Annotated in this window: 16 protein-coding genes and 1 tRNA gene; 7 read left to right on the top strand and 10 right to left on the bottom strand. The window is 63.5% G+C overall.

Annotated elements, in window-relative coordinates:
• Window positions 1-63 precede the first annotated feature (63 nt).
• Window positions 64-2,229 carry a CHASE2 domain-containing protein gene (locus AC5ZG1_RS05275; protein ID WP_496132174.1) on the bottom strand — a complete coding sequence of 722 codons (2,166 nt, stop codon included), beginning with the start codon at window positions 2,227-2,229 and terminating at the stop codon, window positions 64-66.
• 307 nt (window positions 2,230-2,536) lie between these two features.
• The gene (locus AC5ZG1_RS05270; RefSeq protein ID WP_496132173.1) at window positions 2,537-3,205 is read right to left on the bottom strand and encodes a hypothetical protein; all 669 of its coding nucleotides are present in this window, start codon (window positions 3,203-3,205) and stop codon (window positions 2,537-2,539) included.
• 359 nt (window positions 3,206-3,564) lie between these two features.
• Here AC5ZG1_RS05270 and AC5ZG1_RS05265 point away from each other — a divergent pair, with 359 nt between their 5' ends.
• Window positions 3,565-5,154 (top strand): S10 family peptidase, encoded by a 1,590-nt coding sequence (locus tag AC5ZG1_RS05265; RefSeq protein WP_496132172.1) that lies wholly within the window; start codon window positions 3,565-3,567, stop codon window positions 5,152-5,154.
• Between the two features lie 624 nt (window positions 5,155-5,778).
• Here the strand turns inward: AC5ZG1_RS05265 and AC5ZG1_RS05260 are convergent.
• Entirely contained in the window at window positions 5,779-6,315 is a 537-nt protein-coding gene (locus AC5ZG1_RS05260; protein ID WP_456644650.1) for a tetratricopeptide repeat protein, read from the bottom strand.
• A 297-nt stretch (window positions 6,316-6,612) separates the two neighbouring features.
• On the opposite strand from AC5ZG1_RS05260, the gene AC5ZG1_RS05255 reads away from it, so the two are divergent.
• The 4 genes from AC5ZG1_RS05255 to AC5ZG1_RS05240 all read left to right on the top strand — a co-directional run bounded on the left by AC5ZG1_RS05255 (window position 6,613) and on the right by AC5ZG1_RS05240 (window position 8,904).
• Window positions 6,613-6,891 (top strand): His-rich protein BRANT, encoded by a 279-nt coding sequence (locus tag AC5ZG1_RS05255; RefSeq protein ID WP_196237249.1) that lies wholly within the window; start codon window positions 6,613-6,615, stop codon window positions 6,889-6,891.
• Window positions 6,892-7,102: 211 nt separating this feature from the next.
• Window positions 7,103-7,531 carry a hypothetical protein gene (locus tag AC5ZG1_RS05250; RefSeq protein ID WP_028163278.1) on the top strand — a complete coding sequence of 143 codons (429 nt, stop codon included), beginning with the start codon at window positions 7,103-7,105 and terminating at the stop codon, window positions 7,529-7,531.
• Window positions 7,532-7,795: 264 nt separating this feature from the next.
• The gene (locus tag AC5ZG1_RS05245; protein ID WP_208827245.1) at window positions 7,796-8,512 is read left to right on the top strand and encodes an outer membrane protein; all 717 of its coding nucleotides are present in this window, start codon (window positions 7,796-7,798) and stop codon (window positions 8,510-8,512) included.
• A 152-nt stretch (window positions 8,513-8,664) separates the two neighbouring features.
• On the top strand, window positions 8,665-8,904 hold the full coding sequence (locus tag AC5ZG1_RS05240) for a hypothetical protein (protein ID WP_028163280.1): 240 nt from the start codon (window positions 8,665-8,667) through the stop codon (window positions 8,902-8,904).
• Here AC5ZG1_RS05240 and AC5ZG1_RS05235 read toward each other — a convergent pair.
• The 7 genes from AC5ZG1_RS05235 to AC5ZG1_RS05205 form a co-directional block, all read right to left on the bottom strand.
• Window positions 8,881-9,180: a hypothetical protein gene (locus AC5ZG1_RS05235; RefSeq protein ID WP_051396658.1), complete on the bottom strand. Its 300-nt coding sequence runs from the start codon at window positions 9,178-9,180 to the stop codon at window positions 8,881-8,883. The genes AC5ZG1_RS05240 and AC5ZG1_RS05235 overlap by 24 nt on opposite strands.
• A 352-nt stretch (window positions 9,181-9,532) precedes the next feature.
• Entirely contained in the window at window positions 9,533-9,958 is a 426-nt protein-coding gene (locus AC5ZG1_RS05230; protein ID WP_496132171.1) for a hypothetical protein, read from the bottom strand.
• Between the two features lie 153 nt (window positions 9,959-10,111).
• The gene (locus AC5ZG1_RS05225) at window positions 10,112-11,980 is read right to left on the bottom strand and encodes an acyltransferase family protein (RefSeq protein ID WP_496132170.1); all 1,869 of its coding nucleotides are present in this window, start codon (window positions 11,978-11,980) and stop codon (window positions 10,112-10,114) included.
• 86 nt (window positions 11,981-12,066) lie between these two features.
• The gene (locus AC5ZG1_RS05220) at window positions 12,067-12,258 is read right to left on the bottom strand and encodes a hypothetical protein (protein WP_130229855.1); all 192 of its coding nucleotides are present in this window, start codon (window positions 12,256-12,258) and stop codon (window positions 12,067-12,069) included.
• A 44-nt stretch (window positions 12,259-12,302) separates the two neighbouring features.
• On the bottom strand, window positions 12,303-12,455 hold the full coding sequence (locus AC5ZG1_RS05215) for a hypothetical protein (RefSeq protein WP_165435568.1): 153 nt from the start codon (window positions 12,453-12,455) through the stop codon (window positions 12,303-12,305).
• A 92-nt stretch (window positions 12,456-12,547) separates the two neighbouring features.
• A tRNA-Thr gene (locus AC5ZG1_RS05210) sits at window positions 12,548-12,622 on the bottom strand.
• A 123-nt stretch (window positions 12,623-12,745) separates the two neighbouring features.
• The gene (locus AC5ZG1_RS05205) at window positions 12,746-13,192 is read right to left on the bottom strand and encodes a hypothetical protein (RefSeq protein WP_496132169.1); all 447 of its coding nucleotides are present in this window, start codon (window positions 13,190-13,192) and stop codon (window positions 12,746-12,748) included.
• A gap of 216 nt (window positions 13,193-13,408) precedes the next feature.
• On the opposite strand from AC5ZG1_RS05205, the gene AC5ZG1_RS05200 reads away from it, so the two are divergent.
• Window positions 13,409-14,095 (top strand): urease accessory protein, encoded by a 687-nt coding sequence (locus AC5ZG1_RS05200; protein WP_496132168.1) that lies wholly within the window; start codon window positions 13,409-13,411, stop codon window positions 14,093-14,095.
• Window positions 14,096-14,255: 160 nt separating this feature from the next.
• Window positions 14,256-14,732 carry a hypothetical protein gene (locus tag AC5ZG1_RS05195; protein ID WP_496132167.1) on the top strand — a complete coding sequence of 159 codons (477 nt, stop codon included), beginning with the start codon at window positions 14,256-14,258 and terminating at the stop codon, window positions 14,730-14,732.
• Window positions 14,733-14,753 lie beyond the last annotated feature (21 nt).

The following is a 14,753-nucleotide window of genomic DNA, read 5'->3' as shown; positions in this document are numbered from 1 at the left end:
ACTTCTGCATCCGCGTTTACCAGGGGTCCCGGGTTACGCTTCGCTCCACCCGGGCTATGTGCCTCACTTCTCCTGCAGCGTGCGGATCGGCTCCCAGTCCCCGCCCGGCGGCTGCGCGGCCATCTGTTCGGCGCGCTCGCGAAACAATGCGGCCGGCTTGTCGGTCGCGGCCGAGCGGCCGAAAGCCTCCGTGGCGAGGTGGAATTCGCCGGCGCGCCAATGCGCGAGTCCTTCGCCGTAAGTCTTGATCAGCGCCTGCTGCGCTTCCGACAGCGCGTCCGCCCGCGCCACCAGCTCGTAGATCTTCAGCGCTTGATTCCGTCCTTTGACGCGGACTTCGTCGAGCTCGCGCCAGGCAAAGCCGCTGCCTGCGAGCGCCACCGTCGCGTCCGAGGCGATGATGGTGGTGCCGTAGAACTTGTTGGCGCCTTCGAGGCGCGAGGCGAGGTTCACCGCATCGCTCATCACGGAATAATTGAAGCGCCGCCGCGATCCGAAATTGCCGACCAGCGCCTCGCCGGAATTGATGCCGATGCGCTGCGCGAGCGGATGGTCGCGGAAGGCCGGCGAGGTGGCGTTGAGCTCTGCAAGTCGTGTGCAGCAGTCGAGCGCCGCGCGCGCCGCGTTCGCAGCATGGTCAGGATCGTCGGCGGGCGCGCCGAACACCGCGACGATGGAATCGCCGATATATTTGTCGACATAGCCACCATTGGCCTCGATGACATCGGTCATATCAGAAAGATATTCGTTCATCAGCGACATCAGCCGGTCTGGCGGCATGTTTTCCGCGATCGCGGAGAAGCCCGCGAGGTCGGAGAAGAACACGGTGACCTCGCGCGCTTCGCCGCCGAGCTCGGGCAATTTCTTCGACGACAGCATGCCGTTGATGACGTGTGGGGCGAGATAGAGCGCAAAGCTCTTCTGCAACAGCCGGCGGTCGCGATCGGTGACGGCGAAGCGAAGGCCGACCATCGCCGCGAGCGCAGCCGTGCCTGCCGCGAAAGGCTCGACCAGCGGAAGCGCCAGTGCGTGGGTGAAGGCGAACGTGGCGCCGACGAGCCCGAGCGCGCTCGCCGCTGCGCAGCAGAGGACGGCGGTGAATGGCCTGAATAGGCGCGCCGCCGTTGCGGCCAGCGCGGCAAACAAGAAGGCGATCAGGAACGTCGGCAGGAGGCCGGGCTCGCGCGCCGCGTTGCGGGTGATCAGGTTGTTGACGGCGGTGGCGTGGATATACACGCCCGCGATGGTGCTGCGCGCGACGCCCGGAACGTCCGGCGGACTGGCGTCGGGCGCGCAGCGCGGGAGAGGGCGCCTCCCGTCGCCTGCGGTGGCAAATCGTTTGGATGTCGCCTGGCGGTCTTCGATGTCGAGCACGGTGCCGATTAGGACGATCTTGCCGTCGAACCAACGCCGGAAATAATCCTTCCCGCCCTTGGCCGCGCAGGCGCGCAGGTCGGCGAAGGAAAAGGTCGGGATGTCGTCCGCGCCGCCGGCAAAGTTCAGCGTCATCGTGTTCGGCACCGGGCTCGGAATCCGGTAACCGGCGAGCGTCACGTTGCCACTGGCGTCGCTGTCGGCCGTCGCACCAAGCGCACGCGATGCCAGTTCGAGCGCCATGCCGGAAACCCTTGCGTCGCCGACGACAAAGGTCAACGGCACCCGCCGCACCGTGTCGTCGCTGTCGGTGTGGACATTGAGCGGACGGATGTTCTGCTGCTGGCGGACGGCAACGCGCTGTCCGGGGGAGGGGAGGATCGGCTGATCCCCGCGCAGGATCTCGCCGAGCACGACCTTGCCGGATGTGGAGGCGGAGGCGAGGGCGCGCAGGAAGTCGCGATCGAAGCCGCGCACCTTTTCGCCCAGCACGCCGTCGCCGAACGGAATTTGCGACAGCTCGATCGAGGTCGGGATCACCAGGTCGAAGCCGACGACCTTGGCACCGCCATCGATGATCGCGCCGAGCACGCGGCCGATCTCGCCGGTCCAGGTCAGCGTGGGCGATCCCTTGAACGGCGCCGCGCGATAGCTTTCCTCGTCGATCGCGACGACAACTGTGGGGGAAGCGGTGGGGTCGGATGCGCTCTGGAATATCCTCCAGCGCAGCGCGGTCAGGATGTCGAGCGAGAGGCCGCGGATCGGCTCGAGTGCGGGCGAGATAGAAATGGCGGCGCAGACGAGCGCGATCGCGGCGATCGTGATCACCTCGTGCGCGGTGCGCCCGATGCTCAAGGTCGCTGATCCTGGCTGGCGCGGGAAGATTTTCTCTCGAACAGTGAGGCGTGTTCGACTTCACCTCGGTCGGCGTGCGGGGAGAGGTCGAAGTTCAAGCCAACGGGTCGGCGCGAAGCGCCGCCCGATGACAGGCTCCGCTTGAATTTCGGGTGAGGGGGAATCTCGGCGAACACGTCTGTCACCGTGTCCGTGGAGAGAGCCCCTCACCCCAACCCTCACAGAGCGAGCTTCGCTCGTCTCGGCTCCGTAAGAACGGGGAGAGGGAGAAGCGCCAGCAGTGGCCCCAGGGCAGTTTCATCACGAGCTAATTCATCCGCAGCAGGCGGCCGACGATCGGCGTGGGGCCGGGCTTGGCTTGCGGGTCGACGCGGAAGACGATTTGCGACGACTTGAAAGTGGCGGCGTAGAGGCCGCCCGGGACCAATGCACCGTTCTCGCGGGCGAAATCGAAGAACCTGCCCTTGAGCTGGGTGCCGCCGAGATCAACCTGCTGACGCTCACCGGGGATGTCCAGGCGCCTCACGATCAGCGTGCCGCGTCCTCTTGCCTCCACGAATGGCGAAGCGCCGTAGAGGGTGAGCTGCGGCTGCGGCAACGAGGTCTTGTTCGCATCGACGCTGCGCAACACGGTGGCGGCGACCGCGCTGGTCGCCTGCGTCGTGGCGTGCGTCTGGTTGGAATCGCAATCGGTTTTTTCGGCCTTGAGGTCAGCGAGATGCACGACGCTCTCGTCGGTGCCGACGATCACCGTGCCGATCCCGGAGATCGCTTCGCGCCGGCAAGAGGTCATATAGCTCAGCACGATCGAACCACCGTCCCCGATCTTGATTACGGTCTTGGGGGCTACATAATCCATGAACTCGGCGCCGGTGACCTTGCCTTGCACGTCCTCGACGACGGCCACCGGTGACTCGGCCGCCGCCGGCGAAGCCAGCGCAAGCAGGCCGACACAAATGGCAATCGCTCGTTTCATTTCGGGAACCCCCTCGAAGATACAATTTCGTTAGTCGCGGTGGCGCCGTTTTGGTTCTGTGGATCGAATGGTTGGGTTGGCAACCTTGTGGATGTGACGGATATCACTCAATTGTCGCCGCGGACAACCTGATCGGCGCGTATTGTCGCAGGCCTGTCGCATTCATCGCGGTGCAAACCGGCTGGCGCGATTGTGATTTCCACACAATTCCTCCCGTTGTGTAGCTGCATCCCCGATGGACGCCGCAATTCGCGTCGTAGCCCGGGTGGAGCGCCAGCGTAACCCGGGGGCGCTGTCTATCTTGACGCAGATGTCCCGGGTTTCGCTTGGCTGCACCCGGGCTACGAAGGAACTGGGACATGGCAAGCTGGGTCGGAACACAGCGCAACGCGCGCACGCGCATGATGGTCGCGCTGCTCGCATTTTCAGTCGTGAGCGGCGCGTGGGCGCAGGACGCGGGCGACACCCCCAAACCGTCATCACAGTCAGATTCGCCGACGACGCAGGCACCGGCGGGTCGTAAGGGCGGTGCAGACCGCAGTGCGGCAGCCAATCCACCGTCGGCGTCCGAGCAGCACCGCTTGCCGCCTGACTCCACGACCAAGCAGACGCTGGCGCTGCCCGGACGTAGCTTGGAGTTCACGGCCACCGCCGGCTCGATCCGCCTGTTCGACCAGAAGGGCGAGCCGCAGGCCGATATTGCCTATACCTCCTATCAGCTCGACGGCACCGATCGGACGAATCGCCCGGTCACCTTCCTGTTCAACGGCGGGCCGGGCGCATCGTCGGCCTGGCTGCAGCTCGGCAGCGCCGGACCGTGGCGGATTGCGCTGGGCGGCGAGGGAGCGGTGTCGTCGGCGTCGCCCGAACTGGTGCCGAATGCGGAAACCTGGCTCGACTTCACCGACCTCGTCTTCATCGATCCCGTCGGCACCGGCTATAGCCGTTTTGTCGCGACCGGGGACGACGTGCGCAAGCGCTTCTTCTCCGTCGACGGCGATGTCAATGCGATCGCGCTGGTGATCCGCCGCTGGCTCGAGAAGCACGAGCGGCTGCTGTCGCCGAAATATGTCGTGGGCGAAAGCTATGGCGGCATCCGCGGACCGAAGATCGTGCGTAACCTGCAGACCGAGCAGGGCGTCGGCGTGAAGGGATTGATCCTGCTCTCGCCGCTGCTCGATTTCCGTGAATTCCAGGGCACGAGCCTGCTGCAATATGTCGCGAGCCTTCCGAGCATGGCGGCAGTCGCGCGGCAGAGGAAGGGCCCGGTGACGCGCAGCGACGTCGCCGATGTCGAACAATACGCGCGCGGCGATTTCCTGGTCGACCTTGTCAAGGGGCAGGCCGACAGCGAGGCCACGACACGGCTCGCCAACAGGGTGGCGGCCCTGACCGATATCGATCCGGCGGTAAGCCGCCGCCTCGCGGGGCGTTTCGATATCTCCGAATTCCGCAGGGAATTCGATCGCCGCAACGGCAAAGTGACCGGCCGCTACGACGCGTCAGTCGAAGGCTTCGATCCCAATCCGGATTCGAGCGTATCCCGCTTCGGCGATCCGTCCGGCGATCCGCTGATTGCGCCGCTGACGAGCGCGGTTGTCGACCTCACCAGGGGCAGGCTGAACTGGCAGCCGGACGGATCCTATCATCTTCTCAACGGCAGCGTCGCCGGCTCCTGGGATTTCGGCCGCGGGACAAACCCGGCCGAGTCGGTCTCACAGCTCCGGCAGATTCTCGCGCTCGATCCGAAGCTGAAGCTCCTGGTCGGCCACGGCCTGTTCGATCTCGCGACTCCTTACTTCGGCTCGGCGATGGCGCTCGACCAACTGCCGGCCTTTGCGAGCCCGGACCGTGTCAAACTCGTCGTCTATCCCGGCGGCCACATGTTCTATTCCCGCGACACCTCACGCCAGGCGTTCAGAGGCGAGGTCGAAGCGGTGATGAAGTAGGCGAGAGCGATTGACGTTCTTCGCCTGCGTATTCAAACAGCGTGCTTTCTAGGAGACCCTCATGGTGACGAGCGCGTCTTCGCGCGTCTCGAACCATGAGGCCCCGATCTCACCCGCGCCATCCCTCGAGACGCCGCTTGCGCGGCTCCTCGGGATGAGGGTCGTCGCATTCATCGCGCAAGGGACGTGACAATATTTTGCAGCTTACTTGAAGTTGCCGTCTCGCGTGATCGGGCAGCGCTTCTGTCGTATGACGCGCATCATTTTGCTGATGCAAAATTCACGTTTTTGAGAGTCGTGATTGAACCTGATGACGTGCGGCACTGACCAATTCAGTGCTGGGGATTTCAGGGCCCAGTGACGACCAACGCCACCAAGCAATACTCATTGCGCTCGGTGGCGTTTATTTTTGGCGAAGCTGTTTCGTCACAAGCCCCACCGTCGTCATTCCGGGGCGCGCGCAGCGCCAGCCCGGAATCCATTTCTCCACCTGCACCCGCGGCTCGATGGATTCCGGGCTCATCGCTGCGCGATGCCCCGGCAGGGACGACACCGGTGTGAAGCGCGACAGAAACTGAAGGGCACGGCGCGTGCGCCGTTGCCCGTCACACGGCAACTATCGCCTCAATACACCAGCCCGGTGCCGGGCGGCTTCTCCAGCGCGGCGGCGAGCGAGCGGTATTCCTCGCTGTTGGTGCCTGCAAGCTGGGCGATGCGGTTGAGATGATACTGTGCCTGGTCGCGGTTGCCCTGTTCGACCTGCCACAGACCGTAATACTGCCAGGTCTTGACGTGGTTCGGATCGGCCTTCAGCGCGCGCTCGTACCAGACCTGCGACAGCTTGTAGTCGCCGAGCTTGCGATAGGAATAACCGATCAGGTTGGCGACAGCGGCGGTGTCGTCGCGGTGCAGCGCCTTCAATTGCTCGATCGCGTTGGCATAATCGTGGCGGTCGTAGATCGTGGCATAGGCGGCGTGATAGCCATTCTCGAAGGCGGCCTGTTCGACGTTCGGACGAATCTCCGACTTCTTCTTGCCCTTGGGCGGCGGCGGGGGCGGATCGTTATCCGGCGCGGCATAGACCGCGGTAACGACGGGCGCTGCCGCAAGCGTCAGCGACAACATGGCGAGCGTCAACAGCCTGATCGCGAATTTCTGCATGCCTCTCTCCTGATGGTCAGCCCGGTGATCCTATACCGCGGCCCGTTTCCTTGAACACCCAGTGCTCGGAAACATTCCCGCTTCGGCACGCCATTTTGAAACTCACGCCTCGCAGACATGACGCGGTCAGGACTTATCGCAATCGCGACATGAACAGGATGTCATGGAGATGAACGAATTCCGTCCGCGCGTTTCAGCGTGGGTTCAGCGCCGCCGACTTAAGGTCGTCCTCACTGATCGGCGAGCCCGGCCATCCGACCGGAAGTCTCAGCGATCCCTGGAAGAGGAGAGACAACCATGCTCAAGACCATTTCCGCGGCGCTGCTTGCAGTTTCCGTGATGGCGGCGCCCGCGTTTGCCGGCAACTATGGCAAGACGACCCAGGCGCCGGTGATCAAGTCCGAACTGACTAAGTCGAAGGCGCTGCATGCCAACGCCAAGATGGTGCGCCATCATCATAAGCACCAGCGCTACGTCCGCCATCATGGCCACCACAAGCACATCGGTGTGATCAAGACGCATGTCACGCCGAAGGTCGCGGTCAAGCCTATCGTGCGGCCCGCCAAGCGCGGCTGAATCCTGACTTCCACGACTGGTCCGTCCGCCGCGGTTTTGATCCACATTGCCCCACCGCGCCGGCGGATATCAGGCCCACCCACGGCCATTGCATCCCCAATGGCCGTGGGATGGTGCATTGAGGCGACGCCGAGATGCGAATTCCCTTTCGCCGCTGGCCGGTCTAAGAAACTGCCGGGACCGATGCAGTCGACTTTGGGGCGAAAGGAACTTGGCGAAGACAGCAAGACTTACGGCAATCCTGCTGTTGCCGATCGCGCTCGGGGCGTGCTCCGCATTCAGCAGCGACGACAACAGGTCGATCAGCTTCACCGATGACCGCGGTGTCGCCGACCAGCCGTATCCGAAGAATTACCGCGCCGAGACCCTGGCGTTCATGCACACCTATCTCAACGACCCCACCGGCGTACGGGACGCGGCCATGGCTGAGCCGGTGCAGCGGACGGTCGGTGGGCGGCAGCGCTACGTCACCTGCCTGCGCTTCAGCGCCCGCGACTCGGACGGCGCCTATCGGCCGACGCGGGAGCGCGCGATCGTGTACGTCGATGGCCGGCTCGACCGCATGATGGAAAATGCCACCGAGCCTTGCGCCAGCGCTACCTACGCGCCATTTCCCGAGCTGGAGAAGATGTCGCGGTAGCGGCGGCTCGGTGGCCGCAGGGTTACCGGGATGGGATCACTTTTCGGCGAGGGGTGAACCTCTGCTTAGTCAGATCCGACATCCGTTCTGGTGGCCGGCTCCGGATTAACCGGAGGGAAAATTCTTCCATGCAATGGAACCAGCGGGTGTTGCGGCGCTGTCACTGTGACGAACACGTGATGCTCTGGCGGTGCCCCAAAGCAACCTAATTGAAGTCACGTTGTTTGGTTTGATGTCGCGTCGTGGAGTGAACGGGGAAGTACCATGAAGAAGTTTTTGCTTGGCGCAGTCGCCCTGGCCGCATTCGCCGGCCCCGCTTTCGCGGCTGACATGCCGGCACGGCCCTATACCAAGGCACCGCCGGCCTATACGGCGCCGGCGTTGGTTTACAATTGGACCGGTTTCTATATCGGCGGCCATATCGGCGGCGGCTTCACCGACGGCAACAATCTGCTCGGCAGCGACGCGCGCTTCCTGGGCGGCGTGCAGGGCGGTTTTGACTATCAATTCGCGCCGAACTGGGTGGTGGGCGTCGAGGCGCAATACAGCTGGCTGCCGGGCAACAGCAATAATGGCTTCGTGTTCCCCGCTGGAACGGTGGTGACGGGCAATACCGACCAGCTCGGCTCGGTGACCGGCCGGCTCGGCTACACCTGGGGTCCGGCGCTGCTCTACGCCAAGGGCGGCTACGCCTGGCGTGAGAATAGCAATATCGGCGTCGCCTTCGCTGGCGTGCCTCAGCCCTTCACGACCGACGGCAACCGCAAGGACGGCTACACGGTTGGCGCAGGCCTCGAATACATGTTCGCGCCGAACTGGTCGGCCAAGGCCGAGTACCAGTATTACAATTTCGGCCACACGACCTTCACCTCCGGTCCGGCCGAGATCGTCGGCTCCCGCTTCCGGGACGACGAGCATACGGTCAAGGTCGGCGTGAACTACCGCTTCGGCTGGGGCGGGCCGGTCGCTTCCAAATACTGACCGCGGGTTTCCGCGGGGGGCGAGGGCCGGCTTTCCGCCGGCCCTTTTGCTGCAGGGCTACCGGCGCCGCGGAAAATATTTTTTGCGGTGCACAGAACTTTCACGGTCGATGGTTTATTATGCCGGCCGCCGGGCCAGGTGGACACACGAACATGCGTGCTTTTGCGTTAGCGTTGATTTTTTCTGCGGCGATATCGCCATGCCTTGCCCAGACCGTGCTGAAATCCGAACCGCTGATTCTCGCGCCCTATGAGGTCGCCTTTGTCCAGGATCCGGCCTGCGGGGTCGGCAAGGTGCTCAAGGTCACCGGCGCGATCAGGGGACTGCACCGGCGTAAGGCGTGCGTGACGCTGGCCTCGGAGCAGGCCTCACTGGTGAGCGCGACGCCGTAAGGCTTTTTCCTGCGGCGGCTCGGGCGGCGAGAGCTGCGGCTCGCTCCGCGCCTCGCGTTCGGCATCGGCCTTGTTCTTGGCGGGGTCTTCGTTCGGCTCCGCCTGGCAGGGCCTGATCTCGTAATCATTGTCCAGGACCGGACGCGGGGCGGCCTTGTCCTCGTCCGTGGCGACATCGACGACCAGGCCGCTCTTCCGGGCGACCTTCCAGACATCCGCCTCGGTCGGATAGGCCTTGCTCAGCTTGGCATCGTTGGAAAACAGCGCGTACGGCATTCTTAGCTCGTGGCTCCGCAAAGGCAGTCAACGCCAACCCCGCCCCCGGGTTTCAGCACCGCCAACCGTCTTGTTTCACGCCCAGGTGAGGGCGTCCGTCACCCCGTCTTGAGTCCCTAATAAGTGATGAATCCCCCAAAAAAGAATCCGCAAGACTCCGGTGCTAGAATCGCCGGATGCTCCGGGCATGACAACGGTTCTGCACACATCCAGCGAACGCGTGCATGTCACGCTCACCGCGGCGCTGTTGGTTGCCTCTGTGGCCAATATGCTGCTGGTATGGGCCTGGCTCTGACCGCCAAGACCTGGCGGGACAGCCGGGGGGATTATTCTATTCGGCGGAGCGAGGCGGCTAGGTGCCCTCGCTCAGGGTGGCGCGGACCTTGGCCATGGTGGCACGGCAGTATTCCTCGCGCTCCCGGGTAAACCGCTCCTGGTGCGCGCGGAAGCTTGCCACCCGGGCACGGATTTCGGACTGGAAATCGGCGGGGAGGTCGAGACCCGCGATCTGAGGGGGCTTCGCCTGAGACGGTCTTGCCTCAGGGTGCATTGTCTGAGCAGGCACCGTCTGAGCCGGGTTGGGCGGGACGGCGATCGGGAGCGGCGGAGGTTCGGCGAGCACGGCTTCAACGTTAACCACGGCGGTGGTTATGGTCGCGCGGACGGTCGTCTCGGTGGCCGGCGACAACAACTTGGCGTCGGGCTTCTTGCCGGTCACCGATTGCACGAACGCCATTGTCTGAGCGATCAGGAGATCGCGTTCCTTCATCCATTTCATGGCACACCTCGGCCTTACTCGACTGCAGCAAAGGTTGCCTTCGGAATCAAGCATCCCAAGTTATGGCAGTCCCAATTTCCACCGAGGTGACAAAAGAGTAACACCGCGTCAATCGGAAGAGATCGTTTACCATAACGGGGTGATGGCAAGTCCTCACGGGCGCGGTGGAGACGGCAGCAATTCCTTGCCGATCGCTCTGATGAGAAACTTCGAGCCGGCGTCGGAGAGGTGCACGATATCGGTTATCAGCACCTGGTTCGCATCGGTCCCGATCCCCGTCAGACAGCCCGCAGCACTGCATAGCGTATGCCAGGCAGAGATATACTCGATCCCTTCGGCTTTGCTGAAAGCCTCCATCCGCTGATCGTTGTCCAAGCCTGATACGCCCACCGCGATCCGCTCCGGAATCTCGTGCCAAATCCGGTAGTGATTGACGAGCGTATGGGGAAGCGTTCGCTTCCAGACCGGCAGTGGACCCAGGATGACGATGCGCCGGACCTTGCTGGCGCGCAGCCGCGCGATCGTTTCGTGCAGCTTGCCGAGATCGTTGTTCGTGCCCCACATCGCATGGAGCAGCACGACGTCCGGATGCGCGGACTGAAGTAGGCCGAAGGCGGTGCGATGGACTTCGTCGCAGCGTGCGTTCGCGCCCGAATCCAGGATCGGCGCGCAGCCCGGCGCGCTGAACCTCGCCAGGCGGAACGATCCGCTCGCAGCCTCTGCTTCCTTCAAGCCCGGATAGAGCGCGGCCGCGGTCGAATCTCCCCACAAAAATACGAGCGGCAGCGTTCCCTGCTCGATGCAGTCTGCGTTGAATTCAGCGCCCGGCGCTTCCAGGAAACACCTGTCGCTAAATCCCGCATTGTCCTTCGCCTGGGTCCGCGCGATCGCCTGCACCTCCACAGGAAAACGAAAATCGAATCCGGCCGCGGCGATGGTCACGATACCGGCAAGGCCGACGAGCGCGAGACCGAGCGCTAGTCTCTTGACTGCCCGGTCGTAGTGGCGAAGCGGAATTTCGACAAAGCGGAATGTCAGCCAGGAAAGAATCACGGAGACGGCGACCGCCGCCCAGATCTCCATCACGTTCGGCACGCCGTTGCGCAGAATGCCGAGATAGGACAGGACCGGCCAGTGCCAGAGATAGAGCGGATAGCTGATCAGGCCGATCCATACCATTGGCCGGTTCGACAGCAGCATCTTGTTCACCGCCGAATTTGGCGTGGCGATCAGGAGTACCGCGCCGAGCACCGGCAGCAGGGCGTAGAGGCCTGGGAATGCGCTGGCGCGATCCAACAGCAGCGCCGGGCCAAGGATCGCGGCAAGGCCCAACAGAGCAAGATACTCGCCGATCCGCTTGTCCCAGCTAACGCTCTTCCGTACGAGCACCAGGTGGGCAAGAAGTCCACCCGCGAGCAACTCCCAGGCGCGTGTGAGCGGTGAGTAGAACGCGACGGTCTCGTAGCCGAAGAAGATGCTCAGGCTGAACGCAAACGACGCCAGCGCGATGACCGCGATCCATCGGCCGCGGATTGCGGTTGCGGAGAGAAGAAGGATCAGCGGCGGCCAGAAGATATAGAACTGCTCTTCGACGCCCAACGACCACAGATGCAGCAGCGGATTGTCCGCGGCGGCAGGTGCGAAATACCCGGTCTGCCTGAGCTGGAACAGATTGGCCGCAAAGGCAACGCCGGCAGCAATGTTCTCGCCAAGCAGGGTGAATTGATCGGGCAGCAGCGCGAACCATCCGACCAGATAGGTCGCGGTGAGCACGATGACGAGGGCTGGAAAAATACGGCGAACGCGCCGCGCATAGAAATCGGCGAACGAGAAGGTGCCGGCATCGACCCTCGTCAGGATGATCCGCGTGATCAGGAAGCCGGAGATGACGAAGAAGACGTCAACGCCGATGAAGCCGCCCGGCACCAGCCAAGGCTGGGCATGATAACCGACGACCAGCAGAATGGAGATTGCTCTCAGCCCGTCGATATCGGGCCGATAAGCCGTTTCGTGATGCGCCATTGTGCGGATGATGTACCCGGTCCACGGCGACGCCGCCAGAGCGGGCGGGGGTCCGCTTCATCACGTATCAAATGTTTGTGGCCCACCTAGCTCGCGGGAAGTGGTGTTGCGGTCGTCTCGGCCGGCCGTTCGGCGGCCTTTGCTTCGATCAGGTCGGCGTAGCGGTCATATTCATCGGCCATTTCGAGCAGTTTTTCGCGAACGTCTGCATCGACGACCTGATAGGCCAGCCGCTTCGCCTGCTCGGATTGAAACCGGTAGTGCTGCGTGTCGGACATGTGGGCACCTCGAACGTATGTCCGGCACCAACCGCAAAGGTTCATCAGGCAGCGGCAGGCTTCTTGTCCTGTCGAATCTCGACGTCGAACCAGCCCATCTCCTTGAGTTCGTGCGCCTTCTTCAGCGCGGCATCCTCGCTCTCGCGTCTTAGGATGATCTGCCCGGTGCCGTCGCGGGCGTAGATGAAATAAGCCATTCTTAAAATCCTGTTCGGCTGAAATACGCGCTCCGACAACGGAAATAATTGAAACGATCTTGGCGCAAAACACGGCGCTTTGATGAAGCGGATGGTGCCGGCTGAGGGGATTGAACCCCCGACCTTCGGTTTACAAAACCGCTGCTCTACCGCTGAGCTAAGCCGGCCGATTTCGGTCGCTCGCATATCAGACTTGGGAGCGGAGGGCCAGAACCTGAGGGCAGCCAGGCGAGACCTGTGCAGGAAAAAGGCGGCCGGGCGGCCACCTTTTCCCCAACTGGTCGATTGGGTTACTGGCAGGGGTGGCGGCGGCCATCCTCGCCGCGGAACCAGGTGCCGGGCGTGCAGACGAGGCCGTTACGCTCGGCGTAGCTCTGGGTGTAGTAGCCGCCTCGGTAGCCGTTATCGAAACCGGCAAATGGCGCAGTGGCGACCGCCGCCGCCGTGCCGACGGCGCCTCCGACAACCCCGGCGGCCACGTTGCCCGGCCAGAAGCTGCCGCGATCGTCCCAGCGGGCGTAGCTGTTGTTCCAGCCATTGTTGTACTGATAGGCGGCGGCGCGACGCTGCTGGTAGCTGCCGGTATAGGGATTTCCCGGTCCTTGGTTCTGGCAATTGGCGTTCGGATAGAACTGAGCGCAATAGCCGGGATTGTAGATCACCTGTTGCGCCCCGGCGGGAGCGGCCAGGGCGGAAGCGAGCAGCGCGGCGGTACCGACGATAGCGAGTGGTCTCATGGTGAGCTCTCCTTGAAGTCGCAACCGACACCAAGCGGCCGCGCGGCGGGCCTGTTCCAACGATCCTGTTCACACGATTTCAAACCGAAGTGATCGCATCAAGGGCATCAAGAGAGTGGTACTCGCGGACGTTGATGCGCCGCCGATTGTGGAAGGAGTGGCCTGACAAGGGCTGCCACTTCGTGTCAAATAGGGGCATCGAGCGGACGGGGCGGAATGTTTGGAATCCTGGGTCTTGGTTTTCTGTTGGGCATGCAGCACGCGCTCGAGCCCGACCATATCGCCGCCGTCTCCAGCATCGCCGCGCGCCGGACCCATGTCGGCGACATCGTCAGGCACGGGCTGACCTGGGGACTCGGCCACACGCTGACGCTGTTCTGCTTCGCGGGTGCCGCCATCCTGCTCGGACACGCGATCCCGGAGACAGTGGCGCAGCCGATCGAAGGGGCCGTCGGCATCATGCTGGTCGGGCTCGGCGTCCACGTGCTGTGGCGCGACCGCGTCCATTTCCACCGCCATGGCCACAGCGACGGTACGGTGCATTTCCACGCCCACAGCCATGCCGGCGAGACGACGTCGCATCGTGCCGCGACGCATGTCCACGCGCACGGCTTTCGCTGGCGCACGCTGCTGGTCGGCCTGATGCACGGCATGGCCGGCTCTGCGGCGCTGCTGATGCTTGCGGTGTCGCAGGCCGCAAGCCCGATCGTCGGACTGGGCTATGTCGCGCTGTTCGGAATTGGCTCGATGATCGGCATGGGCGCGCTGTCCACGGTGATTGCAGTGCCGATCGCGGCCTCCGCGCGCTGGCTCACCTGGGCCAATCGCGGCCTGCAAGGCGCGGTCGGGCTCGTGACCATCGCGATCGGTATCAACACCATCGTCGAAACACTGCTGGTGTAAGCGGCCGCGTATACGGCGTTAACAAATGCTGATCACGATCGCCCGCAATTGAGCGAGCCGGCATGCTCACGCGTTAGGCTTACCGGCAGTTTGGCCTGTCGCTTTAACCTTTGGCTGCGCGCATTCGATTAGGTTGCTGAACGAGACAGGAAGGCAACCAATGCGCGTTGGCATTACAGCGGGGATTCTTTTGGCGATGACGTCAACGGCCTTTGCCGGTGGCGGCTCCGGCGGCGGCTTCGATATCGTCGTTCCCTATCGCCGGGGCGTGCCGATCATCATCAACGGCATCGACGCTTCCTATGCCGTGATCGAAGGCGAATGGGGTCTCGGCAAGAACGTCCACGTGCAGCCAACCATCTATGGCGGCCGCTACATCGATCCCGAGCCAAATGTCGGCCATTATTATCCGAGCCTCGGCCACATGCCGGGCTATGGGCGACTGGAGATCGAGCCGCCGTCGAACCGGCGCCTGCCCAAGCCGGCCGAAAGCTATCACCAATCCTGGTCCGCGCAGTCGATGCCGCTGCCGGCGCAGTCCAATCCGCCGGTCGATGCGCCGCCCATCATCTATGCGCCGCAGTATGACCAGTCCCCACGCGACCATCGCCGCCGGCCGCCGAGAATTCCGCGCTAGAGCATGATCCGGAAAAGTGGA

Source organism: Bradyrhizobium sp. Leo78 (assembly GCF_059512425.1).
The sequence above is the reverse complement of the archived record's forward strand: the minus strand, read 5'-3'. Positions and strand labels throughout refer to the sequence as shown.

Bases quoted from the DNA above. Each gene is read 5' to 3' on its own strand.
- AC5ZG1_RS05255 (WP_196237249.1), top strand. From the start codon at position 6,613: ATGCTCAAGACCATTTCCGCGGCGCTGCTTGCAGTTTCCGTGATGGCG.
- AC5ZG1_RS05265 (WP_496132172.1), top strand. From the start codon at position 3,565: ATGGCAAGCTGGGTCGGAACACAGCGCAACGCGCGCACGCGCATGATG.
- AC5ZG1_RS05230 (WP_496132171.1), bottom strand. From the start codon at position 9,958: ATGAAATGGATGAAGGAACGCGATCTCCTGATCGCTCAGACAATGGCG.
- AC5ZG1_RS05240 (WP_028163280.1), top strand. From the start codon at position 8,665: ATGCGTGCTTTTGCGTTAGCGTTGATTTTTTCTGCGGCGATATCGCCA.
- AC5ZG1_RS05260 (WP_456644650.1), bottom strand. From the start codon at position 6,315: ATGCAGAAATTCGCGATCAGGCTGTTGACGCTCGCCATGTTGTCGCTG.
- AC5ZG1_RS05245 (WP_208827245.1), top strand. From the start codon at position 7,796: ATGAAGAAGTTTTTGCTTGGCGCAGTCGCCCTGGCCGCATTCGCCGGC.
- AC5ZG1_RS05195 (WP_496132167.1), top strand. From the start codon at position 14,256: ATGCGCGTTGGCATTACAGCGGGGATTCTTTTGGCGATGACGTCAACG.
- AC5ZG1_RS05225 (WP_496132170.1), bottom strand. From the start codon at position 11,980: ATGGCGCATCACGAAACGGCTTATCGGCCCGATATCGACGGGCTGAGA.
- AC5ZG1_RS05200 (WP_496132168.1), top strand. From the start codon at position 13,409: ATGTTTGGAATCCTGGGTCTTGGTTTTCTGTTGGGCATGCAGCACGCG.
- AC5ZG1_RS05235 (WP_051396658.1), bottom strand. From the start codon at position 9,180: ATGCCGTACGCGCTGTTTTCCAACGATGCCAAGCTGAGCAAGGCCTAT.
- AC5ZG1_RS05205 (WP_496132169.1), bottom strand. From the start codon at position 13,192: ATGAGACCACTCGCTATCGTCGGTACCGCCGCGCTGCTCGCTTCCGCC.
- AC5ZG1_RS05220 (WP_130229855.1), bottom strand. From the start codon at position 12,258: ATGTCCGACACGCAGCACTACCGGTTTCAATCCGAGCAGGCGAAGCGG.
- AC5ZG1_RS05215 (WP_165435568.1), bottom strand. From the start codon at position 12,455: ATGGCTTATTTCATCTACGCCCGCGACGGCACCGGGCAGATCATCCTA.
- AC5ZG1_RS05270 (WP_496132173.1), bottom strand. From the start codon at position 3,205: ATGAAACGAGCGATTGCCATTTGTGTCGGCCTGCTTGCGCTGGCTTCG.